General features: G+C 66.7%; 24 protein-coding genes. 13 read left to right on the top strand and 11 right to left on the bottom strand.

Annotated elements, in window-relative coordinates; translation table 11 throughout:
- Window positions 1–83: 83 nt before the first annotated feature.
- Both rlmJ and PFY01_RS12725 read left to right on the top strand, forming a co-directional pair.
- Entirely contained in the window at window positions 84–899 is an 816-nt protein-coding gene (gene rlmJ / locus PFY01_RS12730; RefSeq protein ID WP_271041554.1) for a 23S rRNA (adenine(2030)-N(6))-methyltransferase RlmJ, read from the top strand.
- A gap of 22 nt (window positions 900–921) precedes the next feature.
- Window positions 922–1,653 carry a glutamine amidotransferase-related protein gene (locus tag PFY01_RS12725; protein ID WP_271041553.1) on the top strand — a complete coding sequence of 244 codons (732 nt, stop codon included), beginning with the start codon at window positions 922–924 and terminating at the stop codon, window positions 1,651–1,653.
- On the opposite strand, the gene PFY01_RS12720 is transcribed toward PFY01_RS12725, so the two are convergent.
- Window positions 1,650–2,711, bottom strand: a complete 1,062-nt coding sequence (locus tag PFY01_RS12720; protein ID WP_271041552.1) for a YeiH family protein — start codon at window positions 2,709–2,711, stop codon at window positions 1,650–1,652. The genes PFY01_RS12725 and PFY01_RS12720 overlap by 4 nt on opposite strands.
- A gap of 76 nt (window positions 2,712–2,787) precedes the next feature.
- Here PFY01_RS12720 and PFY01_RS12715 point away from each other — a divergent pair, with 76 nt between their 5' ends.
- Window positions 2,788–3,663, top strand: coding sequence for a LysR family transcriptional regulator (locus tag PFY01_RS12715; RefSeq protein ID WP_271041551.1), 876 nt, complete (start codon window positions 2,788–2,790; stop codon window positions 3,661–3,663).
- On the opposite strand, the gene hemF is transcribed toward PFY01_RS12715, so the two are convergent.
- Window positions 3,660–4,541: an oxygen-dependent coproporphyrinogen oxidase gene (hemF, locus tag PFY01_RS12710; RefSeq protein WP_271041550.1), complete on the bottom strand. Its 882-nt coding sequence runs from the start codon at window positions 4,539–4,541 to the stop codon at window positions 3,660–3,662. The genes PFY01_RS12715 and hemF overlap by 4 nt on opposite strands.
- A 103-nt stretch (window positions 4,542–4,644) precedes the next feature.
- Between hemF and PFY01_RS12705 the strand changes: the two genes are divergently transcribed.
- Window positions 4,645–5,889 carry a dipeptidase gene (locus tag PFY01_RS12705; RefSeq protein WP_271041549.1) on the top strand — a complete coding sequence of 415 codons (1,245 nt, stop codon included), beginning with the start codon at window positions 4,645–4,647 and terminating at the stop codon, window positions 5,887–5,889.
- Here PFY01_RS12705 and PFY01_RS12700 read toward each other — a convergent pair.
- Window positions 5,886–6,467 carry a DUF2726 domain-containing protein gene (locus PFY01_RS12700; RefSeq protein WP_271041548.1) on the bottom strand — a complete coding sequence of 194 codons (582 nt, stop codon included), beginning with the start codon at window positions 6,465–6,467 and terminating at the stop codon, window positions 5,886–5,888. The genes PFY01_RS12705 and PFY01_RS12700 overlap by 4 nt on opposite strands.
- A gap of 86 nt (window positions 6,468–6,553) precedes the next feature.
- Window positions 6,554–7,003 carry a tRNA (cytidine(34)-2'-O)-methyltransferase gene (locus PFY01_RS12695; RefSeq protein ID WP_242076906.1) on the bottom strand — a complete coding sequence of 150 codons (450 nt, stop codon included), beginning with the start codon at window positions 7,001–7,003 and terminating at the stop codon, window positions 6,554–6,556.
- A gap of 194 nt (window positions 7,004–7,197) precedes the next feature.
- On the opposite strand from PFY01_RS12695, the gene petA reads away from it, so the two are divergent.
- The 5 genes from petA (at window position 7,198) to PFY01_RS12670 (ending at window position 13,494) form a co-directional block, all read left to right on the top strand.
- Complete coding sequence (gene petA / locus PFY01_RS12690; protein ID WP_045810115.1) at window positions 7,198–7,755, top strand: ubiquinol-cytochrome c reductase iron-sulfur subunit; 558 nt, start codon at window positions 7,198–7,200, stop codon at window positions 7,753–7,755.
- A 16-nt stretch (window positions 7,756–7,771) separates the two neighbouring features.
- Entirely contained in the window at window positions 7,772–9,076 is a 1,305-nt protein-coding gene (locus PFY01_RS12685) for a cytochrome b (RefSeq protein WP_271041547.1), read from the top strand.
- A gap of 17 nt (window positions 9,077–9,093) precedes the next feature.
- Complete coding sequence (locus tag PFY01_RS12680; protein WP_271041546.1) at window positions 9,094–9,957, top strand: cytochrome c1; 864 nt, start codon at window positions 9,094–9,096, stop codon at window positions 9,955–9,957.
- Between the two features lie 152 nt (window positions 9,958–10,109).
- Window positions 10,110–11,777: a M28 family metallopeptidase gene (locus PFY01_RS12675; protein ID WP_271041545.1), complete on the top strand. Its 1,668-nt coding sequence runs from the start codon at window positions 10,110–10,112 to the stop codon at window positions 11,775–11,777.
- Between the two features lie 73 nt (window positions 11,778–11,850).
- The gene (locus PFY01_RS12670; RefSeq protein ID WP_271041544.1) at window positions 11,851–13,494 is read left to right on the top strand and encodes a M28 family peptidase; all 1,644 of its coding nucleotides are present in this window, start codon (window positions 11,851–11,853) and stop codon (window positions 13,492–13,494) included.
- A gap of 3 nt (window positions 13,495–13,497) precedes the next feature.
- Here the strand turns inward: PFY01_RS12670 and PFY01_RS12665 are convergent, their stop codons facing one another.
- Window positions 13,498–14,928 (bottom strand): helix-turn-helix domain-containing protein, encoded by a 1,431-nt coding sequence (locus tag PFY01_RS12665; protein WP_271041543.1) that lies wholly within the window; start codon window positions 14,926–14,928, stop codon window positions 13,498–13,500.
- A 156-nt stretch (window positions 14,929–15,084) separates the two neighbouring features.
- Here PFY01_RS12665 and aceA point away from each other — a divergent pair, with 156 nt between their 5' ends.
- On the top strand, window positions 15,085–16,365 hold the full coding sequence (gene aceA / locus PFY01_RS12660) for an isocitrate lyase (RefSeq protein WP_271041542.1): 1,281 nt from the start codon (window positions 15,085–15,087) through the stop codon (window positions 16,363–16,365).
- A gap of 19 nt (window positions 16,366–16,384) precedes the next feature.
- Complete coding sequence (locus PFY01_RS12655) at window positions 16,385–16,594, top strand: hypothetical protein (protein ID WP_066626249.1); 210 nt, start codon at window positions 16,385–16,387, stop codon at window positions 16,592–16,594.
- Between the two features lie 68 nt (window positions 16,595–16,662).
- Here the strand turns inward: PFY01_RS12655 and PFY01_RS12650 are convergent, their stop codons facing one another.
- Both PFY01_RS12650 and PFY01_RS12645 read right to left on the bottom strand, forming a co-directional pair.
- The gene (locus PFY01_RS12650; RefSeq protein WP_271041541.1) at window positions 16,663–17,796 is read right to left on the bottom strand and encodes a hypothetical protein; all 1,134 of its coding nucleotides are present in this window, start codon (window positions 17,794–17,796) and stop codon (window positions 16,663–16,665) included.
- 83 nt (window positions 17,797–17,879) lie between these two features.
- Window positions 17,880–18,815: a ribose-phosphate pyrophosphokinase gene (locus tag PFY01_RS12645; RefSeq protein ID WP_039245590.1), complete on the bottom strand. Its 936-nt coding sequence runs from the start codon at window positions 18,813–18,815 to the stop codon at window positions 17,880–17,882.
- Window positions 18,816–19,005: 190 nt separating this feature from the next.
- Here PFY01_RS12645 and PFY01_RS12640 point away from each other — a divergent pair, with 190 nt between their 5' ends.
- Together PFY01_RS12640 and recN are read left to right on the top strand one after the other, a co-directional pair.
- Complete coding sequence (locus PFY01_RS12640; RefSeq protein WP_039245588.1) at window positions 19,006–19,860, top strand: outer membrane protein assembly factor BamD; 855 nt, start codon at window positions 19,006–19,008, stop codon at window positions 19,858–19,860.
- A 76-nt stretch (window positions 19,861–19,936) separates the two neighbouring features.
- Window positions 19,937–21,634, top strand: a complete 1,698-nt coding sequence (recN, locus tag PFY01_RS12635) for a DNA repair protein RecN (RefSeq protein WP_271041540.1) — start codon at window positions 19,937–19,939, stop codon at window positions 21,632–21,634.
- 9 nt (window positions 21,635–21,643) lie between these two features.
- Here recN and PFY01_RS12630 read toward each other — a convergent pair whose 3' ends face one another.
- From PFY01_RS12630 to PFY01_RS12615, 4 genes are all read right to left on the bottom strand, one after another.
- Window positions 21,644–22,549 carry a cobalamin biosynthesis protein CbiG gene (locus PFY01_RS12630; RefSeq protein ID WP_271041539.1) on the bottom strand — a complete coding sequence of 302 codons (906 nt, stop codon included), beginning with the start codon at window positions 22,547–22,549 and terminating at the stop codon, window positions 21,644–21,646.
- A gap of 88 nt (window positions 22,550–22,637) precedes the next feature.
- Complete coding sequence (locus PFY01_RS12625; protein WP_055753176.1) at window positions 22,638–23,153, bottom strand: hypothetical protein; 516 nt, start codon at window positions 23,151–23,153, stop codon at window positions 22,638–22,640.
- Window positions 23,154–23,158: 5 nt separating this feature from the next.
- The gene (gene xth / locus PFY01_RS12620) at window positions 23,159–23,944 is read right to left on the bottom strand and encodes an exodeoxyribonuclease III (RefSeq protein WP_271041538.1); all 786 of its coding nucleotides are present in this window, start codon (window positions 23,942–23,944) and stop codon (window positions 23,159–23,161) included.
- A 101-nt stretch (window positions 23,945–24,045) separates the two neighbouring features.
- Entirely contained in the window at window positions 24,046–25,035 is a 990-nt protein-coding gene (locus PFY01_RS12615) for a hypothetical protein (protein ID WP_271041537.1), read from the bottom strand.
- Window positions 25,036–25,130 lie beyond the last annotated feature (95 nt).

Genomic DNA, 25,130 nt, shown 5'->3' with positions numbered 1-25,130 from the left:
TCCTTACAAGGACTTAGGCCGAACGCCGTGTCTGGCTCGCGAGTTCCGCTTGACCGCGCGGGCCGGGCGCGGGACGAGGCGGCATGAACTATCGCCACAGCTTTCACGCCGGAAACTTCGCCGACCTGGTCAAGCACGCCCTGGTGCTTTGGCTGGTGAAGGCGCGGCAGGCGTCGGGGCCGCTGACGGTGTTCGACACCCATGCGGGGGCGGGGCTGTATGATCTGACGGGGGATGGCGCGCGGTCGAAGGAGGCCGAGGCCGGCGTGGCGCGGCTGATGTCCGCCGACGGGCGGACGCCGCTGATGGATGCGCTGGCGGCCGAGGTCGCGGCGCTGAATCCTGAGGGCGGGTCGCGGTTCTATCCGGGGTCGCCGTTGCTGATCGCGGACGCGCTGACGCCTGGCGGTCGGTATGTCGGGTTCGAGCTGAACCCGCCGGTGCGGGCCATGCTGGCCGAGGCGCTGACGGGGCGCGCGAACGCCGAGGCGCGCGAGGGCGACGGCTATGCGGCGGTGGGGGCGGAGGCGGCGAAGGTGCGCGGGCCGCTGGTGCTGATCGACCCGCCGTTCGAAAAGCCCGACGACTATATCCGCTCGGCCGAGACCGTGATTTCGGTGGTGAGGCGTGATCCAACGGCGACAGTGGCGATCTGGACGCCGCTGAAGGATCTGGAGACCTTCGACGGCTTCATCCGGCGGCTGCAGGGCAAGGCGGGCCCGACCCTGGTCGCCGAGGCGCGGCTGAGGCCGCTGACCAATCCGATGAAGATGAACGGCTGCGCCATGGTGGTGGTCAATCCGCCGGCGGGCGCGGAAGCTGCCGCGACCGAGATCTGCGGCTGGGTCGCGGGGGCGTTGGGCGAAGCGGGCGGACGGGCCGAGGTCTGGACCTTCTGACCGCAGTCACTAGGTTGATCGCATGACGCGCATCGCCATTCTGGAAACCGGACACCCGCCGGAGCATCTGAAGGACGATTTCGATGACTATCCGGCGCGGTTCCGGGCCCTGCTGGGCGAGGGCGTGCCGACGACGCGGTTCGACGTGCAGTCGGGGCAACTGCCTGAGGATCCGTCGGTTTTCCAAGGGGCGATCGTCACGGGGTCGGCGGCGGGGGTCTATGACGATCTGCCGTGGATCCCGCAGCTGATCGACTGGCTGCGGGCGGCGCGGGGGCGGACGCGGCTGGTCGGCATCTGTTTCGGGCATCAAGCGCTGGCCCATGCGTTCGGCGGAGTGGTGGAGAAGTCGCACAAGGGTTGGGGCGTGGGCCTGCACCGCTATGACGTGCGCGAGGATGCGCCGTGGATGCATCCGCGTGCGCGGACGATCGCCATTCCCGTGTCGCATCAGGATCAGGTGGTCGCGGTTTCGGATGATGCGCGGGTGATCGCGTCCAGCGGCTTCACGCCCTACGCCGGCCTGGCCTGGGGCGACGATGCGATCTCGTTCCAGTGCCACCCGGAGTTTCAGCCGGACTATGCGGCGGCGCTGATCGAGGGACGCCGCGGGGCGCGCATCCCGCATGATGTGGCGGATCAGGCGATCGACAGTCTGAAGCGGCCCAACGACCGGGCCGTGCTGACCGCCTGGATCCGCGCCTTCCTGCTGCTGACCCCGCCGCCGGTCGAGGATAACGGCAGCGGGATCTAGAGCCCCAGCAGCCGGATCAGCGCCAGCGCCAGCACCACCAAGGCGCCCAGCGACAGGATGACGGCGACAACGACGCGGCCGCCGGCCTGGGCGACGGCGCGAATGTCAGTCTGAAGGCCCAAGGCGGCCATGGCGACCACGGTCAGCAGGCCCGAGGCGGCGGCCATGGCCGCCAGCGCGGCCTGCGGGATCAGGTCAAACGAGCGCAGGCCGATCATGACCAGGAAGCCGATGATGAACCAAGGGAGCAGGCGCGACAGGCCGGGCTTTGCGGCGTTGGGCGCGCGCTCGCGGAAGATCAGCGACAGGGCGAGGATGACAGGACCGAGCATCAGCACCCGCACCAGCTTGACCACCGTGCCGGTTTGAGTGGCGAGGGCGCCGAAGGGCGCGGCGGCGGCCAGAACCTGCGGCACGGCATAGACGGTCAGACCGGCCAGGGCGCCGTATTGCAGGCCGTTCAGATGGATCAGGCCGCCCAGCAGGGGCAGGGCCAAGACCACGATCACGCCAAGCACGGCGGTGAAGGCGATGGAGGCGGCGACCTCTTTCCCGTCGGCGTCGATGACGGGGGCGACGGCGGCTATGGCGGAGTTGCCGCAGATGGCGTTGCCGCAGGCGACCAGCAGGGCCATGCGTGGGTTCAGGCCCAAGGCGCGGCCGACGCCGAACCCGACGACGATGGCGAGCGCGACCAGGGCGAAGATGCCCAGGACGAAGCCGACGCCCAGCGACGACAGGGTGGCGGCGCTGACCGAGGCTCCGAGCAGCACCACCGCAACCTCCAGCAGAGTCTTGGCCGAGAAGTCGATCCCGGCCTTGAACCGCGTATCGGGCGTCCAGGCGGTGCGAACGGCGGCGCCCAGCAGGATGGCCAGCACCAGCGGCTCCAGCCAGACATGGCCGATCACGTCGCGCTCGATGCTGGTCAGACCGATGGCGGCCAGAGTCACCAGCAGGCACAGCATGACGCCCGGCCGGATCGTGCGCCCGAACGCCGTCATCGACGCCAAAGTGGGCGCGTGAAGCGGGGCGGGCAGGGCGGCGGACTTCATCATCGAGCGTGATGCGCCTGCCCTCGACGGCGGTCCAACGGATAGTTATGGTCGTTCCAATCCGATTTGGAGATCAATCGTGACCTTGGAACGCCTGCGTATCTTCGTCGCCGTCGCCGAGCGTGACCACGTAACGGCGGCGGCAAGGGCGCTGAACCTGACGCAGTCGGCGGTGTCGAACGCTCTGGCAGCTCTGGAAGCCGAGCATGACGTGCGGCTGTTCGACCGGGTCGGGCGTGGCGTGGTGCTGAACGAGACCGGCCGCGCCTTCCTGCCCGAGGCCAAGGCGGTGCTGGCGCGGTCTGCGGCGGCCGAGGCGGCGCTGGCGGACATGAGCGCCCTGCGGCGTGGGCGGCTGGCGGTGTTCGCGAGCCAGACCATCGCCAGCTACTGGTTGCCGCGCCGGCTGGTGGATTTCCACACGGCCTATCCTGGCGTCGAACTGGCCGTCGAGATCGGAAACACGCGCGAGGCGGCGCAGGCGGTGCTGAGCGGCGCCGCCGAGATCGGCCTGGTCGAGGGGGCGGTGGACGAACCGGCTCTGTCGCAGGTTCAGGTGGGGTCGGATCGGCTGGCCGTGCTGGTGACGCCGGACCATCCGTGGGCGACGCGACGTCGGCTGGAGGCCAAGGATCTGGCGGGCCAGCCCTGGGTTTTGCGCGAAGTAGGCTCTGGCACGCGATCGACGCTGGAGGCGGCGGTGCGGGACATGGGGGTCGATCCCGCGACCCTGTCGGTGTCGATGACCCTGCCGTCGAACGAGGCCGTGCTGGCGGCGGCCGAGGCGGGGGCGGGAGCCACGGCCCTGTCGGAAAGCGTGGCCTATGCGTCGGTGGCCGCCGGACGGCTGGTGACGGCGCCCTTCACCCTGCCGGAGCGGCCGTTCCGCCTGTTACGACACCGCGAACGCTATCGCAGCCGGGCCGGCGACGTGTTTGTCGAGGCGATGGGCTAGGGCCACTTCACCACCGGCGGCATGGACGACAGGATCGAATCGACGTTCCCGCCCGTCTTCAGCCCGAACATGGTGCCGCGGTCGTAGAGCAGGTTGAACTCGACATAGCGGCCCCGGCGGATCAGCTGTTCATCACGTTCTTCGGCCGTCCAGGGCTCGGCCATGCGGCCGGCGACGATGCGGGGATAGACGTCCAGGAAGGCCAGGCCGATGTCGCGGGTGAAGGCGAAGTCGCGATCATAGTCGCCGCTGTCGTGATGGTCGTAGAAGACGCCGCCAGTGCCGCGCGGCTCCTTGCGGTGGGGCAGGTAGAAATACTCGTCGCACCAGGCCTTGTATTTGGCGTGCCAAGTCGGGTCGTGGGCGTCGCAGGCGGCCTGCATGGCGGCGTGGAAGGCGACGGTGTCGGGGTGATCCTGACGACGATCCGCCATCAGCACGGGCGTCAGGTCGCCGCCGCCGCCGAACCAGCTCTTGGTCGTGGCGATGAAGCGTGTGTTCATATGAACGGCCGGAATGCGCGGGCTGACGGGGTGGCAGATCAGGCTGATCCCCGTCGCGAAGAAGCGCGGATCGACGTCGGCGCCGGGCACGTTCTTGGCGTAGTCGGGGGGAAAGGCGCCATGCACGGTAGAGACGTGGACGCCGACCTTTTCGAACAGGCGGCCGTGCATCATTCCCATGACGCCGCCGCCGCCCTCGGGCCGTTCCCATGCGGTGCGGACGAAGCGACCGGGCTCGCCGGGGAACAGGTCGGCGGGGGCGGCATCCTCCAGCGCCTCGAAGGCGGCATGGATGCGGTCGCGCAGATGTTCGAACCAGGCGCGGGTCTCGACCTTCTTAAGGTCGAGCGGATCGGAGAAGACGGCGTCGCTCATGGCGCGCTTGAACCACGTCGCGGCCGCGGCGTCATCCGGCGAGGTTGTCATAAGCAGAATCGCGGGCGCTAATGGCCGTCTGCCGTTTTCAGGAAGCCCGCCCATGATCCGTCGTCTCGTCTCCGTCGCCGTCGCCTCGCTCGCGCTGGAAGGGGTGGCCCACGCTCAGGACGCCGATGAGGCGCGTGTGATGGAGATTCTGAAGACCACGCCGCTGATCGACGGGCACAACGACCTGCCGTGGGCGCTGCGACAGCAATATGGAAATGACGTTTACGCCGTTGATATGACGAAGAATCTGGCGGCGTCGACCAAACTGCATACCGATATCGCGCGCCTGCGGGCCGGGGGCGTCGGAGGGCAGTTCTGGTCCGTCTATGTGCCCGCCAGCCTGACGCCGCTGGAGGCGGTCGAAGAAACCTTTGAGCAGATCGATACGGCCAAACGCATCATCGCCGCCCATCCCGACACCTTCGGCTTGGCGACCACGGCGGACGAGGTGGATGCGGTGTTCAAGTCGGGGCGGATCGCCAGCCTGATCGGGATGGAGGGCGGCTATTCGATCGACGATTCCCTGGCCCTGCTGCGTGAATTCTATCGGGCCGGCGCGCGCTACATGACCCTGACCCATTCCAAGACCATGACCTGGGCCGACAGCGCGACGGACGCGCCGAAATGGGGCGGCCTCAGCCCGTTTGGCGAAGCGGTGGTCAAGGAGATGAACCGGCTGGGCATGATGGTCGACCTGAGCCACGTCTCCGAGGAGACGATGCTAGACGCCATGCGCGTGTCCGATGCGCCGGTGATCTTCTCCCACTCGTCGGCGCGGGCGGTCACGGATCATCCGCGCAACGTGCCGGATCGGGTGCTGCGGATGATGCCGCAGGACGGCGGCATCGTGATGATCAACCTGGCGCCCGGTTTCGTGTCCGAGGCGGTGCGGGCCTGGAACGGGGCCAAGGCGGGCGAGGAGGCGCGGCTGAAGACGCTAAACCCCGGCGATCCCGGCGCGGTCGAGGCCGGGCTGACCGCCTGGACCGCCGCCAATCCGACGCCTCAGGCGACCCTGGCCGACGTGGTGGCGCATATTCAGCACGTGCGTGAAGGGGCGGGCATCGACCATGTCGGCCTGGGCGCCGACTTCGATGGCATCGGCAGCCTGCCGGAAGGCATGGGCGGGGTGGACGCCTATCCACGCATCCTGGCAGCCCTGATGGCGGCGGGCTGGACCGAGGCCGACATCCGCAAGATCGCCGGCGAGAACCTGCTGCGGGTCATGCGGGCGGTCGAGGCCGTGGCCGCGTCAAAGTCCGGCGAACGCCCGTCGATGGCGCGGCTGGAGTCTTAAGCGGGCGCCATATGCCCCTTGAGGACGCGGGCGAGATCGCGCTCAATATCTTCGGCGCTGTGTTGGGGCGTCACTTCAAGATAGGCGATCCCGGCGCGTTGGAGCGCCGCTTTCTTAACGGCGTCACGCGCGTAGGCCGTGCCCTGGTAGTGCGCTTCACCTTGGTATTCGACGGCGGCGAGGGGCCAGCCAGTTCGGGAGATGACCAGAATATCGACGCGTTTGCTGTTAATAGCGCGAAAGGCGTCGTCGTCTGGTGACCGCAGGATCTCGCCAAGCGAAACCTGCGCCATCACTCGCGCCTTGATGTCGAGGCGCTTTATCGCGCGTTCGGCATTATAGAACACCGAGGCTTCGGCGCGGGACATCAGAGGTCTCGCCTGAAAGGCGGCACGCATCACCGTGTCGAGTTGGGCCGTCGCGACTTGCGGTCGAGCAGCGATCTTGGCTTCGGGCCTGAAGGTGCCAAGATTGGAACGATGTGTGTGGCGGCGCTTGGGGCGCTTGCGACTGAGTTCCCAAGCCCCGACGATCACCAGGAAGACAATGATCGCCACCACGGCGGGAGTTGTGTCCATCGTGCTTCGCCCCGAAACTGAACTCAGAGGCGCTTGCTTATCAATTCGTGATTGTAGAGGGCGTTACCAGACGAGGTAAATGCCGTTCACCCGACCCCGCCCGTCTGGCGCAGGCCTTCCCAAAGGGCGATTCCGGCGGTGACCGACAGGTTCAGCGAGCGGGCGTCGGGTCGCAGCGGTACGACGACACGCGCGTCGGCGGCGGCGTGGACATAGTCGGGGGCGCCGGCGCTTTCCTTGCCGAACAGCAGAGTGTCGTCAGGCTGGAAGACGAAATCGGGCAGGGGCGTGGCGCCCTTGGTCGTAAGCAGCACCAGCCGCCCGGCAGGACGATCCGCCTGGAAGGCGTCCCAGTCGGCGTGGCGGGTCATGTGCGACAGCGGGCCGTAGTCGAGGGCGGCGCGCTTCATGGCGCGGTCGTCGAAACGGAAGCCCGTCGGCTCGATCACATGCAGATCGACGCCGAAACAAGCCGACAATCGGATGCAGGCTCCGACGTTCTGAGGAATGTCCGGTTGAAAAAGGGCGAGACGCATTCTAAGGCCTGACATACGCGCGGCGAGGGGGTTTGTCGCGGTCTGTTTGCGAGCGTTTCGCAAGAAACGTCAGCAGCTTGCGTCCAACGTGGCGCAAGTCACGGGCCGTCGGGGATTCCCGGCGTCTTTTGTTGGTTCGTGCCGTGGCTGGGGACGCCCTTGGGGGTCTTCTGCGGCGTTCGAGAGGTGGAAACGTGGCCGAATCGGTCGTGCATACGGAAGACGGTCACAGCCCTGAGGGCGGTGATCCCAATCGTCGGGACTTTATCTACATCGCGGCGGGCGCCGCAGCGGTCGGCGCGGGCGCCATGATCGCCTGGCCGCTGATCAACCAGATGAATCCGGCGGCCGATACGCTGGCGCTGGCGTCGATCGAGTTCGACCTGACCAAGGTTCAGGAAGGCCAGCAGGTCGTCATCAAATGGCAGGGCAAGCCGGTGTTCGTGCGCTATCGCACCCCGGCCGAGCTGCAGAAGGTCATCGCGGACGATCACGCCCCGGACCTGAAACAGCCCCAGACCGACGCCGAGCGCACCAAGCCGGGTCACGAGAAATATCTGGTCGTCATCGGTTCGTGCACGCACCTGGGTTGCGTGCCGACCTTCGGCGCGGGCGATTACGGCGGCTGGTTCTGCCCCTGCCACGGCTCGCACTACGACGCCTCCGGCCGCATTCGTAAGGGGCCGGCGCCCCTGAACCTGGTGGTGCCGGAATACGATTATCTGTCCGACACCCGCGTCAAGATCGGCTGAGGACCAAGGGGGAATCATGAGCGATCACGAGAGCACCTACGTCCCGAAGACGGGCGTCGAGAAGTGGCTGGACACCCGGCTGCCGATCATCCGTTTCGGCGCGGACTACATGTCCCTGCCGACGCCGCGGAACCTGAACTACTGGTGGACCTTCGGCGGCATCCTGGCCCTGTGCCTGATGACGCAGATCGTCACCGGCATCGTCCTGGCTATGCACTATACGCCGAACGTCGATCTGGCCTTCGCCTCGGTCGAGCGCATCATGCGCGACGTCAACGGCGGTTGGCTGATCCGTTATGTCCACGCCAACGGCGCGTCGATGTTCTTCATCGCCGTCTATCTGCACATGCTGCGCGGCCTCTACTACGGCTCGTACAAGGCGCCGCGCGAGATGATCTGGATCATCGGCTGCGTGATCTTCTTCCTGATGATCGCCACCGCTTTCCTGGGCTACGTCCTGCCTTGGGGCCAGATGTCGTTCTGGGGCGCTGAGGTCATCACCAACCTGATCGGAGCCATCCCGGTGCTGGGCGAGCCGATCCTGATCTGGCTGCGCGGCGGCCCGGCGATCGACAATGCGACGCTGAACCGCTTCTTCTCGCTGCACTATCTGCTGCCGTTCGCCATCCTGGGCTGCGTCGTGCTGCACCTTTGGGCGCTGCACTCGGCCGGTCAGAACAACCCGGTCGGCATCCTGATCCCGAAGGATCGGGAGAAGAAGGATACGCTGCCCTTCCACCCGTATTTCACGGTCAAGGACGGCTTTGCGATCATCCTGTTCCTGATCCTGTTCGCCATCTTCGTCTTCTATCAGCCGAACGCTCTGGGCCACGCCGACAATTACATCCCGGCCAACCCGCTGCAGACGCCGGCCCACATCGTGCCCGAGTGGTACATGCTGCCCTTCTACGCGATCCTGCGCGCCATCCCGGACAAGTTCGGCGGCGTAGTGGCGATGTTCAGCGCCATCGGCGTGCTGTTCGTCCTGCCCTGGCTGGATACGTCCAAGGTGCGCTCGATGCGCTATCGGCCGACGATGCGGACCTTCTTCATCATCTTCCTGGTGGTGGGCGTTGGCCTGGGCTGGTGCGGTGGTCAGCTGCCTGACGCGCCGGTGATCGGGTCGTTCAAGACCTTCACCCTGATCGACGGCGATCTGAACTCCTACCTGTGGCTGACGCGGGTCTTCACCCTCTACTACTTCGTCTTCTTCCTGATCATCATGCCGCTGGTCGGGTTGAAGGAGCAGCCGCTGCCGATCCCGGCGACGATCTCCGAGCCGGTCCTGACCGGCGCCGGCGCCGTCGAGCAAAAGGTCTGAAAATCATGACGATTGGAATGAAGACCGTGTCGTTCAAGACGATCATCACCTCGGCCGCGATTGCGCTGGGTCTGTTGAGCGCGGCCGCTCCCGCCATGGCGGCGGGCGCTGCGGCCCATCCGCGCTCGGGCGGATTCAGTTTCGAAGGGCCGTTCGGCACCTATGACCAGGGCCAGCTGCAACGCGGCTACAAGGTCTATCACGAGGTCTGCGCCGCCTGTCACAGCATGAACCTGATGCACTATCGGAACCTGGGCGACCGTCATGGGCCGTTCTGGAATCCGAAGTACCCGAACCCGAACGACAACCCCGTCGTGAAGGCTCTGGCCAAGGAAAACCAGGTCGGCGACATCGACAGCGAGACCGGCGAGGCAATCCAGCGTGACGCCACGCCCGCCGACAAGTTCCGCGCCCCCTATCCCAACGCCACGGCGGCGGCGGCGGGCAATGGCGGCGCCGCGCCGCCCGACCTATCGGTCATGGCCAAGGCCCGTCACGACGGCGCCAACTACATCTATTCGCTGCTGTCGGGCTACAAGGCCGCGCCGGCCGGCCTGCAGATCCGCGACGGCCAGCACTACAACCCCTATATGGCCGGCGACCTGACGCCGTTCTGGACGGGCGACCACAAGCACGTTCCGCCCGGCGGCTTCATCGCCATGCCGCCGCCGCTTCAGAACGGTCAAGTGACCTATGACGACGGCTCGCCCCAGACGGTCGATCAATACGCCAAGGACGTCGCGGCCTTCATCGCCTGGACGTCCGAGCCGAAGATGGTCGAGCGCAAGCAGGCCGGTCTGGGCGTGATGATCTATCTGCTGCTGTTCGCCGGCATCACCTATGTCGCCTACCGCCGCATCTGGAAGGGCGTCGCCCACTAAGGGCATCGCCGCCGGATCGAAATCGTAGGCCCGCCGAGGTTCGCCTCGGCGGGCTTTTTCGTTTGCGACGAAAGGTCCGGGACGCAGCATCGACAGGGAGAAGTTCGCCCCCTAGGGTCGCGTATCGTTTCCGGCTGTGGGGCCTTCAGTTCATGCGTCTTGTCTCTTCTTTCGCCGCCGTGTTGTTGGCGAGCGCCGCCTTGTCCGCCTGCGCCACGGCGTCCAATCCCGCTGCGGTTCATACCGTCCCGACGTTCGATGCGGCGCGCATCTCGCAGGACATCAAGACGCTATCGGACGACAGTTTCGAGGGCAGGGGCATCGCCACACCGGCCGAGGAAAAGGTCATCCGCTATCTGAGCGAAGGCTACGCCGCCGCCGGGTTCGAGCCGGGCGGGCCGAACGGCCAGTGGACGCAGGACGTGATCCTGAACCGCTTCACCCAGTCCAATGTGCGGGCCTCGCTGAAGCTGGGCGACTGGAGCCTGCCGATGACGCAAGGGCGCGAGGTCGCCATCTCGACCCGCCGCCCGGCCGAACACGTCAGTCTGAAGGACGCGCCGCTGGTCTTCGTCGGTTACGGCATCAATGCGCCCGAGCGGCAATGGAACGACTTCAAGGGCCAGGACCTGCGCGGCAAGATCCTGGTCGTGCTGGTCAATGACGCCGACTTCGAGGAGCCGGCGCTGAACACCTTCGGCGGCAAGGCCATGACCTACTACGGCCGCTGGACCTACAAGTACGAAGAGGCGGCCCAACAAGGCGCGGCGGGCGTGCTGATCGTGCACGAGACGGCGCCGGCGTCTTACGGCTGGCAGACGGTCGCCAACTCCTGGGGCGTGCCGCAGTTCGACATCCTGCGCCAGAATGCAGCGGCCGAACGCGTGCCGATGGAGGGCTGGATCCAGCGTGACGTGGCGGTCGACCTGTTCCGCCGTGCGGGTCTGGATTTCGAGGCGCTGAAGGTCCAGGCGCGCAGCCGCGACTTCCAGCCCGTCGCATTGCCCGGCGCATCCTTCTCGACCGAGTTCGACGTGGCCACCAATCAGGTCACCAGCCACAACGTCATCGCCCGCCTGCCGGGCACGACCCATCCGGACGAGACGATCCTCTATACCGCCCACTGGGATCACATCGGCATGGGCGAGCCGGATGCGACCGGCGACCGCATCTTCAATGGGGCTGTGGACAACGCCTCGGGCACGGCGGGTCTGCTGGAGCTGGCGCGCATGTTCGGTCGCGCGCCTCGCACCGAACGCTCCATCGTGATGATCAGCTTCACCGGCGAGGAAAGCGGCCTGCTGGGTTCGGAATACTATGCGGTGAACCCGGTCTATCCGCTGGCCAAGACGGTGGGCGGGTTCAACATGGACTCGATGAACGTATACGGCCTCGTCACGGGGCTGGGCGTCACCGGATATGGCCAGTCGGACTTCGACGAGCGTCTGGCGGCGGCGGTCCAGCCCCAGGGGCGGTCGTTGGTGCCGGACTACGAGAATGCGGCCGGCACCTATTACCGCTCGGACCACTTCCCGCTGGCCAAGCGCGGCGTGCCGATGGCCTATGCCGGCAGCCGTGGCGAATTCCGCGACGAACCGATCGCCGCGCGCGAGGCGGCGCGGTCGGAATATGGCGCCAAACGCTATCACCAGGCGGCGGATGAGTGGTCGGCCGACTGGGACTACAGCGGCATGATCGAGGACCTGACCGTCTTCTACGATGTCGGTCGCGCCCTGGCGAACGGTCGCGACTGGCCGCAGTGGAAGTCGGGTTCGGAGTTCGCGCCGGTGCGTGCGACGACGGCTTCCGAACGTCGCTAGTCTTTTTACAAATCGAGATGGGGCGGGGAGGAATCTCCGCCCCTTTTGCCATTCCGCTTGTCGAGTAAATGCAATGATCCATCGCCGTCCACCTCTGATCGCCCTCGCGGCGCTCGCACTCGCCGCCTGTGCGACGACGCCGGTCGCATCTCCGGCGCTCAAGCTGGACGCCTTCGCCGTCGCCTCGGCCGCGACGCCTCAGTTCAGCGCCCAGCGCCTGTCGGACCACATCAAATATCTGGCGTCGGACGAGTTGGAGGGACGGTTCCCCGGGCTGATCGGCGAACGGCTGACCCTGGCCTATCTGCAGGCGCAGTATGAGGCGATGGGACTGGAGCCGGGCGGGCGCGACGGATCATGGCTGCAGCCTGTCGATCTGGTGCGGTTCACGCCCGAGCGGGCGCCGACGGCGGCCTGGACCGGGGCGGACGGCATGGCGCACCCGCTGGTGTCGGGGACGGACATCACCCTGCGCGCCGGGTCGGCCGAGCCGATTGTAAAAGTCGAGGGTGCGCCTCTGGTCTTCGCCGGTTACGGCATTTCGGGCTCGACCTGGGACGACTATGGCAATGCGGACCTGACCGGCAAGGTCGTGGTCATTCTGCGGGGCCAGCCGACGGTGATGGGCGAGGATCCCAACTTCTACGGCTCGACCACGCACAAGACCCAGGAGGCGCTGAAGCGGGGAGCCGTGGGCGTCATCACGCTTCAGGACCAGGACAACCGCTGGCGTCGCGCCGTGGGCGGCGCGACCCGGCCGCAGATGACGATCAAGGGCGCGCAGGACCAGCGTTTCAGCGGCTCCATCAACATGGCTACGGCGACAGCGATCGGCGGCGCGGCCCTGGAAGCCGCCGTCGAGCGGGCGAAGATGACCGCCTTGGGCGGAGCGATCGATCTGGGCGCACGGCTCAGCGTCGATATCGCCGAGACGACCGAAGTCATCCACTCCAACAACCTGCTGGCCAAGATTCCCGGCACCGAGTGGCCTGAGGAATATGTCTTCTATTCGGCCCACTGGGACCACGTCGGCAAGGCCCGGACGCCCAACGCCGAGGGCGACGACATCTTCAACGGCGCCTGGGACAATGCGTCGGGGACGGCCGGTCTGATCGAGATGGCGCGGGCGTTCAAGGCTGGACCGGCGCCGAAGCGCACCGTGGTCTTCCTGCACGTCACGGCCGAGGAGCAGGGGCTGCTGGGGTCGGAGGCCTATGCCGCCGATCCGGTCTATCCGCTGGCCAAGACGGCGGCGGACATCAATATCGACATGCTGCCCTTCACGCCGGCGACGCGCGACGTGGCGGTGTTCGGCGTCGGCAAGTCCGAGCTGGAGGATATCCTGGGACGGTTCGCGGCCGTGCAGGGACGGGTGGTGACGGGCGATGGCTATCCGGAGGAAGGCTTCTACTACCGCTCCGACCACTTCAACTTCGCGGCCGGCGGGGTGCCGGCCCTGATGCCGTGGACAGGCCGCGATTTCGTCGAGGGCGGGATCGAGGCGGGCAAGCCCTATTACGAGGGCGCGATGGCCAAATATTATCACAAGCTGACCGACGAATGGCGGGCCGACTACGACTTCACGGCCGCCTTGCAGAACCTGGACCTGCTGTATCGGCTGGGGCTGACGGTGGCCGACAGCGAGAGCTGGCCCGCGTGGAAGCCGACGGCCGAGTTCAACGCCATCCGCGACCGCACGGCGGACCAGAGGCGCTAGGTCTCAGGCGGCGCCGAACGGATAGGGGCTGACGGACTTGGACCAGTCATCGACCGCCAGCGGGCGGTCGATGGGAGCGGCGGCGCGTTCGGCGCAGGGGTGACGGTGACACAGGCGGCAGGCCGGGCCGATGGGCGTGACCTCGGGGTTCTGCAGGTCGATGCCGTGGGCGTAGGCCAGACGATGCGCGTGACGCAGTTCGCACCCCAGGCCGACGGCGAGGTCGTGGCGCTCGTCATAGCCGTCGTGGCCTTGCCGCTCGACCGTGCGGGCGAAGGTGAACCAGCGGCCGCCATCTGGAGTCTCGATGATCTGGGTGACGATGCGGCCCGGCGTGCGGAAGGCCGAATGCAGCCGCCAGCGCGGGCAGGCGCCGCCGAAACGCGAGAAGGGAAAGGCGCCGGCCGCATAGCGTTTGGAGATGTTGCCCGCCTGATCGACCCGCATCAGGAAGAAGGGCACGCCGCGCGCGGTGGGGCGCGACAGGGTGGTCAGGCGGTGCGCGGCCTGTTCGTAGCTGACGCCGAACCGGGTCTGGAGCCGAGCCAAGTCATAGCGCGTCTCTTCCGCCGCCCGCTGGAAGGCGGCGTAGGGCATCAGGGTCGCGGCGGCGAGCGTGTTGGTCAGGGCCACCTTCAGCAGCGATCGAGTGGGCGCGTCCGGCGCGTTCGCGGCCTCTGCCAGCGCGTTGAGCGCCGGCCCTTGCTCGGCCAAGGCCAGTTGATAGGCGATGGCGAAGGCGCGTGAGGACGGCCCCAGGGTTTCCGACAGCAACAGCCGGCGGCGGTGCAGGTCGTAGCGGCGGGTCCATTCCACCATGACCTCGGCCGGTAGTGTGCGGACCCCCAGATCATGCCTGGCCGCCAGCCGATGGCGCGCGGCGGGTTCGAAGCCGTCGGCGTGGGCGGGCGCCTCGGCGGACAGGGCGTCGGACAGGGCCTCGCCCATCTGGTCCAGTTCGGGAAAATGGTTGCCGCGCGACTGGATGTATTCGCGCACCCATTCGGCGGGACTGGTCTCGATCGGGCTTTCGCCCGTCTCGGCGGCGGCGCGGGCGCGCGTGCGGCCGTCGTCGAAAGCCTGATAGAGGCGCAGCAGGGCGTCGGCGACACCGGGCGCCTCTTCCAACAGTTGCACCAGTTCGTGCCGGGGCGCGGACAGACCCTTGAATAGAGGATCGGTCAGGATCTCCGTGAGACGCGCCTCGTCCGCCGCCCCACCCTGGTTCAGCGCGCGCAGATCGACGTCATAGGTGTCCGCCAATCGCAGCAGCAGCTGAGCTGAGACCGGGCGCTGATTGCGTTCTATGTGATTGAGATAGCTGGGCGAAACGTCCAGGTCGGCAGCCATGGCGGTCTGGGTCAGGCCGAGATCGCGCCGGAGCCGCTTGAGCCGGGCGCCCAGAAACAGCTTGCGGTCAGCGGCGGTGTTCATCGCAGTATCATGTCACAACGTGACTGACTAAGCAAAGTCATATTATGACAAGATGACTTTGTGGATGGGGTTCGGTCTGTATCAGTTTTGACCGGTGCGTGTTCTTGTCTCCGAGACGGCGGCTGCGGCCGCGCCCTTCAGAGACCGATTTCGACCATGACCACTTTCGCCGATCTGTTGCCTTCGCCCGCCGGCCGTTTCGACGGCATCGAGCGCCCCTATACCCCTGAAGACGTCCTGCGCCTGCGCGGCTCGGTGCCGATCACCCATACGTTGGCCGAGCGCGGGGCCAACCGCCTGTGGCAGTTGCTGCACGACGAGCCCTTCATCAATGCGCTGGGCGCCGTCACCGGAAACCAGGCCATGCAGATGGTCCGCGCGGGTCTGAAGGCCATCTATCTGTCGGGCTGGCAGGTCGCGGCCGACGCCAATACGGCCGGCGCCATGTACCCCGACCAGTCGCTGTACCCGGCCAACGCCGCGCCGGAACTGTGCCGCCGCATCAACCGCACCCTGCAACGCGCCGATCAGATCGAGCATGCCGAGGGCGGCGCCAAGCGCGACTGGTTCGTTCCCATCGTCGCCGACGCGGAAGCCGGTTTCGGCGGGCCGCTGAACAGCTTCGAGATCATGAAGGCCTTCATCGAGGCGGGTGCGGCCGGCGTCCACTTCGAGGATCAGCTGGCGTCCGAGAAGAAGTGTGGCCACCTGGGTGGCAAGGTTCTGATCCCGACCCAGGCGCATGAGCGCAATCTGGTCGCCGCGCGTCTGGCCGCCGACGTCATGGGCACGCCGACCATCACGGTCGCGCGCACGGACGCCGAAAGCGCGCAACTGATCACCTCGGACATCGACGAGCGGGACCAGCCCTTTATCGATCGCGACAACCGCACGCCTGAAGGCTTCTTCCGCCTGAAGGAGGGCACGGGTCTGGATCACTGCATCGCGCGCGGCCTGTCCTACGCCAATATCGCCGACCTGCTGTGGTGGGAGACATCGCATCCGGATCTAGACGACGCCAAGAAGTTCGCGGAAGCCGTGCAGAAGAAGCATCCTGGCAAGCTGATGGCCTACAACTGCTCGCCGTCCTTCAACTGGAAGGCCAAGCTCGACGACGCCACCATCGCCAAGTTCCAGCGCGAGCTGGGCGCCATGGGCTACAAGTTCCAGTTCGTGACCCTGGCCGGTTTCCACAGCCTGAACAACTCGATGTTCGAGCTGGCGGACGGTTATCGCGATCGCGGCATGGCGGCCTATTCCGAGCTGCAACAGCGCGAGTTCGCCAACGAGGCCATCGGCTACACCGCCACGCGTCACCAGCGCGAAGTCGGCACCGGCTATTTCGACCAGGTCGCTACGGTCATCTCCAACGGCACGTCCTCGACGACGGCGCTGAAGGACTCGACCGAGACCGCCCAGTTCACCCACGCGGCTTAACCCGGAAAGGAACCCGCAAATGGAACCGCTGACCCGAACCGAAGCCATCATCGACTTCTGCCTGGCGCCCCTGGCGCTCGACTCCGGCACGGAGGCCGAACGTGAGGTGCGTCGTCGTCTGACGCACGTGCTGAGGACCTATCAATCCAAGACCGCGACGCCCGTCGCCGTGGACTTCTCGTCCATGCCGTCACAAGTCATCAACGAAGCGGCGCACGGTTACGAATAGGCCGATGGCCCAAGAAAAAGGCCCGCTCCGATCGCTCGGAGCGGGCCTTGCTCTGTTCGAAGTGTCGCTTAGCGCGTCGTCGGGCCGGTGTTCAGCGATTGGGTGGTCGCAACCGCCGGGGTCGGAACAGGCGTCGCTTGCGGGACGGTGACCGAGATGGGCGTGCGCGCTGGCGCGGCGCCGGTTTCCTGAGGATCGCCGACGACGATGGTGGTGATCTGCGTCGCCTCGGTGGTGCAGGTCGCCAGGTCGCGGGTGATGTGACGGCCCAGGCAGAAAATGTCCTCGTAGCTGGGGCGCGAGGCGGCCAGGCACTGGAACAGCATCAGCTTGGACATATCCATGCAGAACTCGCTGTTCGGCTCGTGCGTCAGGGCCTCGGTATTGACCCGGGCCTCGTCGCCGCCGGCGCCGAGCGCGCCCAGAGCCGCGATGGCCAGAGAGCGGACGACGGCGGGGGTGTAGGGCGGGCCCTTGCGCGAAGGCTCCAGTCCCAGACCCGTGCCGCTGTTGGCGGCGGCGAACAGGCGGCTCGATTCCTCTGGCGACGGCAGCATCTTCACGGCCGACAGGGTCTTTGCACTTTCCAGTCGCACTTCGCGGTTCGGGATGGGCGTGATGGCCCAGCGGCGGCGGGGATCGCTGCGGCCCTGGATGGTGTAGGCGTCCTGCTCGATCGCCTCGGCGATGGCGCGCATGGCGATGGCGTCCTTGCCGACGGTCGCCGAGATCAGGCCAGCGGCCGCATCGGCGCCGGGCAGGGTGGCGGCGTAGGCCGGATCGGCGACGATCTGGGCGACCATGCGCTGACGTTGCGCCGGATCGATCGCATACTGCTGTACGCCGGCGACGAACTCGGGCGACTGCAGGGCGATGATGGCGCCGTATGCGATCAGCCCGCGCGACAACTGGTCGGCGTCATAGGCCGAACCCTTGCGCAGGGCGGCCTGGATCGATTCCGCATCGGGGAAGCCGCCCGGCTGGATCGTCTGGGCTTCACGCAGGAAGGCGACGTAGATTGAGGCGGCGTCCGCCACGCCTTGGTTTAGGGACACGGGGGGCGGCTTGCGGGCGGCAAGTTCCGCCGCCAGACGCTGGGCTTCCAGCTCGGCCTTTGAGGGTCCGCTCTCGCAACTGGCGAGCAGGACAGCGGCGGCGAGGGCGGCGGCCGACAGACCGCGGCTCAGTAGGGCCGTTTTCATGGAGACTTCCTCAGGCGAATACGCGCGCAAAAAGCGCCAATACTGTTGGCGCTTATAAGGCGGGCCTTATGGTTATCCGAAGGTTAATCGAACAGTTTCGATACCGATTCTTCGTTCGCGATCCGTCGGATAGCCTCTCCGACCAGCGGAGCCACGGAAACCGCTCGGATTTTCGGGCAGTTCAAAACTTCGTGGGGTTGCTCGATGGAGTTGGTGATCACCAGCTCCTTCAGCGGGCCGTCGGTGATGCGCTGGACGGCGGGGCCGGACAGGACGCCGTGGCTGATGTAGGCCGAAACCTCCGTCGCGCCCTGGTCGATCAGAGCCTTGGCGGCGTTGACCAGGGTGCCGCCCGAATCGACGATGTCGTCGAACAGGATGCAGCGGCGGCCCTGCACGTCGCCGATGATGTTCATGACCTCGCTCTCGCCCGCCTTGGGCCGGCGCTTGTCGACGATGGCGAGATCGGCATCCAGGCGGCTGGCCAGCGAACGCGCGCGCACCACGCCGCCGACGTCGGGCGAGACGATCATCAGGTCGTCACCGCGGGCGTAGTTTTCCTTGATGTCCTGAGCCAAAACGGGGGTCGCGACCAGATTGTCGGTCGGAATGTCGAAGAAGCCCTGGATCTGACCAGCGTGCAGATCCATCGTCAGGACGCGGTCGGCGCCGGCGCGGGTGATCAGATTGGCCACCAGTTTGGCAGAGATCGGCGTGCGGCCGCCGGTCTTACGGTCCTGCCGCGCATAGCCGAAATAGGGGATGACGGCCGTGATCCGTTTCGCCGAGGCCCGCACCAGGGCGTCAGTGATGATCAGCAGCTCCATCAGGTTGTCGTTGGCCGGATAGGAGGTCGACTGCAGGATGAAAACGTCCTCGCCGCGGACGTTTTCCTCGATGATGGCGAAGACCTCGTTGTCGGCGAACCGCTTGACCTGGGCCTTGGTCAGGGGCGCATCCAGGTGGTCGGCGATCGCCTGGGACAGTGCGCGGTTGGAGTTGCCTGAGAGCAGCTTCATCGGCCGGTCATCCTTTCGCCGTCATCCGCCCCCCATGAACGGCGGTCGGTTGGCGCGCTCTTTACCAGTGGAGCCGGGCAGGGCAAGTCGTATGCTGAGTTTTCCTCGGCATGGCGCGGCTCGGTTGCGGGTGCTAGAGGTCGCCGCGTTGGTTTCCGGGGTACGGCTTCAGGGCCGTCCTTCACACGTCATGGGGTCGTCCTTGTCCGCTTCTAAGTTCCGTTCCGGCATGGTGCTGATGGCCGCGGCGCTCGCCGCAGTGACGATTTCAGGCTGCTCGGGCACCAAGCGTCCCAAGCTGGCCTATGAGGAACGCCCGGTCGAGGCGCTCTACAACACCGGCTATGATCGGCTGCAGCAGCGCCGCTGGTCCGACGCCGTCGATTATTTCCAGGAAGTCGAACGCCAGCATCCGTATTCCGATTGGGCGCGTCGTTCGATCCTGATGCAGATCTACGCCTACTATCAGAACAACGCCTATGCCGACGCCATCGCGGCGGCGGACCGGTTCATCCAGCTGTTCCCGGGGAATCCGTCGGCGTCCTACGCCTTCTACATGAAGGCCGTCTGCAACTTCGAGCAGATCACCGACGTCGGTCGTGACCAGGGTTACGCCACCGCCGCCCTGGCCGGTCTGAAGGATGTCTCGCGCCGCTATCCGGGCACGCCCTATGCATCGGACGCCGCCGTCAAGATCGACATGGTCAACGACCAGCTGGCCGGCAAGGAAATGAACATCGGCCGCTACTATCAGCGCGCCAACCAGCCACTGGCGGCGCTGAACCGCTACAAGGCCGTGATCGCCAACCCGGACTTCCAGCGCACCTCGCACACGCCCGAAGCCCTGTATCGTCTGGTCGAGGTCAACCTCCAGCTGGGTCTGAAGGAAGAGGCGACGCGCAACGGCGCAGTGCTGGGCTACAACTATCCGGGCAGCCCCTGGTACGCCGAGGCCTATGCGCTGCTGACCGAAAATGGTCAGACGCCGGACAAGGCGCCCGAGGGCAAGCGCGAGAGCTGGCTGCAGCGGATCATTCCGGGCTGATCACGCGACGGCTTGTGCAATCTGGCGGGGATCGGGATTCTGTCGGTCATGATTCGTTCCGCCGGCGCCTGACGCGATGCTGACCGCCCTTTCCATTCGTGACGTCGTCCTGGTGGACGTGCTCGATCTCGAGGTCGAGAATGGCCTGACCGTGCTGACCGGCGAAACCGGAGCCGGCAAGTCGATCATTCTGGACGCGCTCGGCCTGGCGCTCGGCAGGCGCGGCGATGCAGGCCTGGTGCGCAATGGCGCCAAACAGGCGGTTGCCACAGCTGTCTTCTCCGCCCCTGACGATCCCGATCTGCTGGCCCTGATCGCCGACAAGGGATTCGATGTGCAGCCGGGGGAGGATTTGATCCTGCGACGGGTGCTGGGCGCCGACGGTCGCAGCCGGGCCTATGTCAATGATCAGCCGGCCGGTGTGACGGCCGTGCGCGAGATCGGCGCGGCCTTGGTCGAGGTGCATGGACAGCATGAGACGGTGGGCCTGCTGGATTGGCGAACGCACCGCGCGTCGTTGGACGCCTATGGCGGACTGCAGCCTCAGTTGTCGGCGGTCGCGTCGGCCTCCGCCAAGCTGAAGGCCGCCGAGGCGAAGCTGGCCGAGCTGAAGGCGCAGGCGGCGGACGCCGATGCGCGGCGTGAAGAGATCAGCCTGAACCTCTCCGAACTGGATGCGCTGGATCCTCGCGCCGACGAAGAGACGGAACTGGCAGGCGAACGCGCCCTGCTGGGCGCCGCCGAGAAGGCCATCGCGGATCTGGGCGACGCGCGCACCCAACTAGGCGGCGACAAGCTGAGCCAGAAGCTGGGCGCGGCGTTAAGGGCCGTCGAACATGCGCGCCAGAGGGCAGGGCAAGCGGGCGCCGAGGGCGATCATCCGGTCATTGTCAAACTGTCGGCCGCCGTGGAGGCGATCGACCGCACCATGGTCGAGGCGGCGGAAGCCCTCGCCGCCGTGGACGCCGCCGCCGACGCCTTCGACTATGAGCCCGGCCGTCTGGACAAGGCCGAGGAGCGATTGTTCGCCCTGCGCGCCGCCGCCCGCAAGCTGCACACCACCGTCGACGCCCTGCCGACCCTGCGTATTCGCCTGCGCGAGCAGCTGCGGCTGATCGAGGATGGCGAGGAGGCGCTGACCAATGCCGGGCGCGAGGCGGCGGAGGCGGCGGAAGCTTATGATCTGGCGGCCACCTTCCTGACTTCGGCGCGGGAAGCCGCCGCCGAGCGTCTGACCGCCGCCGTCATGGCGGAGCTGGGCCCGCTGAAGCTGGAGCGCGCGCGGTTCCGCGTCGCGCTGGAGCCGATCGAGGGCCGGCGCGGGCCGGACGGTGTCGAGACGGTGCGCTTCCAGATCGCGACCAACGCCGGAACCGACTTCGGCCCGCTGGACGCCATCGCCTCGGGCGGCGAACTGGCGCGTTTCGCCCTGGCGATGAAGGCGGCCCTCGCCAGCCGCGAGGACATGCGTCAGCCCGTGATGATCTTCGACGAGGTCGATCAGGGCGTCGGCGGCGCGGTCGCCGAGGCCGTCGGTTCACGCTTGAAACGCCTGTCGAACGGCGCCCAGGTCCTGGTCGTGACCCACAGCCCCCAGGTCGCCGCGCGCGGCCATGCCCATTGGAAGGTGATGAAGGCCGACCGCGACGGCCTGACCACCACCACCGTCGTCGCCCTGGACGATCAGCGCCGTCAGGAGGAGATAGCGCGCATGCTGTCCGGGGCCGAGATCACCGATGAAGCCCGGGCGGCGGCGCGGGCCCTGATCGGCTGACTGAACTTTTTAGACGCCCAGGATCCAGCCTTCTTCCTGTTCGACCTGGGCGATCAGTTCCGGCGTGGCGTCCTCGGGCGGGGCGAAGGCCTTGGCGAGGTCGCCGACCTCGTCCATGCGGGCGAGGGTTTCGGCCGTTGAGCGGACCTGGGCCTGGTCCTTGAATTCACCGGGTTGAAGCTTGGTCTCGTGCATCGAAGGCCAGACCTCGACAACCAGTGCCGACAAGGGTTCCACGTCATCGGGCGTCAGCGCGCGCCAGCCGGTGCCGAAGGGCCACACGGCGCCTGACGGGCCGAGGCTTTCCAGGAGCCGCCGCACAGCCGGGATGCCGACCAGGGTCTGGCCGCCCACGGCGCCGGCGCCGTGCATCTGCCACACGCTCTTGGGCTGAAGCCGGCCCTTGCGAGCCGCGTTTTCGGTGGCGCGGAACTCAGGAATGTCGGCGCCGGAGCCTGCGGGCGGTTTGGTCGTGGTCAACCAGCGCTGGGCCTGTTTGGCCGGCGCGCCCCACAGAGGCCAGGCCTCGTCGGTCATCAGCCGGTTCATCTTGGCCGCGACCTGATAGCGGTTGTTGGTGTTGTCGGCCTTATCCACGACGTTCGAGGCGATGAATTTCCACATGGCTTGCCACGGGGTTCCGTCCAACTTCAGCCGCGCGGCCGTGCCGACGGGATAACCGAAGTTGAAGTCCAGGCCGACCAGCACCCGGTCGCCGCGCTTTCTGTGGTCCGCCAGGATTGAGGCCAGCAGGGCTTCGCCCTCGGCCCGGGTCGCGACATTGTGCGTCTCGGTATAGAGGCGGAAACGCACGTCGCGCTTGGCCACGCCGATCCACAGCGAGGTGTCGCCGAGCTTCTTGGTTTCGGCGGCGGTCCAGTCAGCGACGATATAGGCGTCGAAAAGGCGGGCCAAGGCGGCCTCCCTGATAAAGGCGTGTCGGTTAGGAGTGAGCCGGGCTTCTAACGCCGCATCGCGGCGACTGAAAGGCCCATGCGGCGTCTCAGCCCTTCAGCAGGGCCTCCAGATGCGACAACCAGCGGCGGCCGAGACGAAGCGCCTCGCCCGGCGAGCCGGTCTGGACGGGCAGGGCGGCGTCCCACAGGGCCAGTTCGAACTCCGGGTGGCGGGCGTCGGCGAACATCAGGCGCAGCACGACCTGTTCGGCGTCGGGGGCCAGGACGTCCAGCGACTTGCGCGCCTCGCCCCGGCGAATGCGGGCGACGACGTGGCCGTCGACGATGATTTCGCCCCCCTCGACCTCATCGAAGGCATAGACCAGGCCATGGGCGCCGTTGGCCCACAGCACGACCACCTGTTCGACGTCGAAGTTCAGGGCGCAGGCGCGACCTTCGCCCGGCGACAAGGCCTCGACCTCTGGCGCGGCGCCCAGGGTCTTGAGCATGGCGCGGTGCAGGCGGCGTGGCGGCTCCATCCACCACGACAACGCCAGAGCCAGGGTCGTCAGCAGGGCCGCCGCGAGGGCGATCAGCAAAACCACCCGCAAGACGTCGGCCATGGTCGTCAGGCCTCCAGATCGAGATCGACAACCACGGGAACGTGGTCGCTGGGTTTTTCCATGTCCCGGGCGTCGCGATGGGTCTCGATCCCCCGGAACCGGTCGGCGGCCTGGGGCGACAACAGGGCGAAGTCGATACGGATGCCATGGTCACGCTGCCAGGCGCCGGCCTGATAGTCCCAGAAAGTGTAGGCGCCAGCGGGTTCGCCGCCGATCTCGTGCGCGTCGGCCAGGCCCAGGTGCTTCAGCGCTCGGAAAGCCTGACGGCTCTGAGGCTGGAACAGGGCGTCGTCGGTCCAGGCGGCCGGGTTCTTGGCGTCCTCGGCCTCGGGGATGACGTTGTAGTCGCCGCACAGGGCCAGCGGCTCCTCAAACGCCAGCAGATCCTGGGCATGGCGATTCAACCGATCAAACCAGGCCAGCTTGTAATCGAACTTCACGGTCCCGATCGGATTGCCGTTCGGCAGATAGAGGGCGCCCACGCGAATGGGCCGGGGCGCCTCGACCAGCGCCTCGATGTAGCGCGCCTGTTCGTCAGTCTCGTCGCCAGGCAGGCTGCGCCGGATGTCGGACAATGGGTATTTCGACAGCAGGGCGACGCCGTTGTAGCTCTTCTGCCCGTGGGTCTCGACATTGTAACCCAGGCTCTCGAAGGCCTCGCGCGGGAACTTCTCGTCCACGCATTTGATCTCCTGGAAACAGGCGACGTCGGGGGTGGCCTGCTCCAGCCACGCCAGCACGGTGGGCAGGCGGGCGTTGACGGAGTTCACGTTCCAGGTGGCGATGCGCATGACGGCGACGCTAGGCTGCGTCTCGGTTTTGGAAAAGAGGGCGCAAAAGAAAAGGGCCGCCGGATCGCTCCGACGGCCCTTCGATCAGTCTTTTGGCTGGCTTAGAGGCGACCGCCGGCGGGTGCCGCAGCAGTGGCCGGAGCCGTCGTCAGCTTGCAGCCGCCGCCGATCCGCTGGGCCGTGACGCAAGGGTAGATTTGCTGAACCGCGTTTTCGGCGTTCACGCGGGCGATGACGCCATCGGCCCCTTCACACTTGGCTTCATAGAACATGCCGTTTGCGTTCTGCCCCATCAGACGGGCTTCGACGACGTTGCAGGATGCGGCTTCCGAGCCAGCGAGGAGCGTTTTCACGTAGTTGGCGTTTTCGGCCGTGGTCGTGAATTCGCAGGCGCCGTTCTCGGCCAGGACCTGAAGGCACGGCGTCTTGCTCCAAACGCCGGCGTCTTGCCTGATCCAGAAGCCCGGACCGTCGGAACACCCGATTTCGTAGACGACAACACCGCCGTTTGACTGTCCCAGCACCTTGGTCTGATCGACCGCACAAGGAACGCCGGCCTGTTGGGCGTACTCGCGCAAGAACTTGTCGGTGTCCGTGTTGGCGGCGATCGTGCATTGCAGGCCGACATCGGCGGCGGGATCGCGTTCCCGTGCCACGCGCGCCGAATAGGCGAGTGCAATGCAGCTGGTCGCGGACGGTGGTGTCTTCGATTCGATGATGAAGCCAGGACCCGTGGCGCAGGCTACCTCATACACCGACGTCTTGTCGGCGGTTTGCCCAAGCAGCTTGGCTTCACTGACCTGACAGTTGGCGCTGGCCAAGGTGGCTTGTTGCTGCGCGGCCGCCAAAATCTCTTCTGCCGTGGGCGGTGCCGGTTGACGCTCGCGTCGCGGTTGGTTGTTGCTGGGGCGCTGAACACGCGACGGTGTCACCCGTTCGCTGGGGGCTTCGATCCCGTTTCGAGATCCTGCAGGCCCATACCCCGTTGACGGCGTCGTTTGCGCAAAGGCAGACACGGAAATCGCGCTGAAAACGAGCGCTGTCGCTGCGGCGAATATTCGAGCTTTCATATCGACACCCAGATTTCTCACTACCGACTACGTGACGTCGTATTGGCACGCGGTCAAGGCGAGTGTGGACGGCGGCGAGGGACGCGGGCTAAGTATCTGCGCGTTTCGATTGGAGA

It is taken from the genome of Brevundimonas vesicularis (assembly GCF_027886425.1).
Classification (GTDB): Bacteria; Pseudomonadota; Alphaproteobacteria; order Caulobacterales; family Caulobacteraceae; genus Brevundimonas; species Brevundimonas vesicularis_C.
This window is presented reverse-complemented; position numbering and strand designations above follow the sequence as displayed.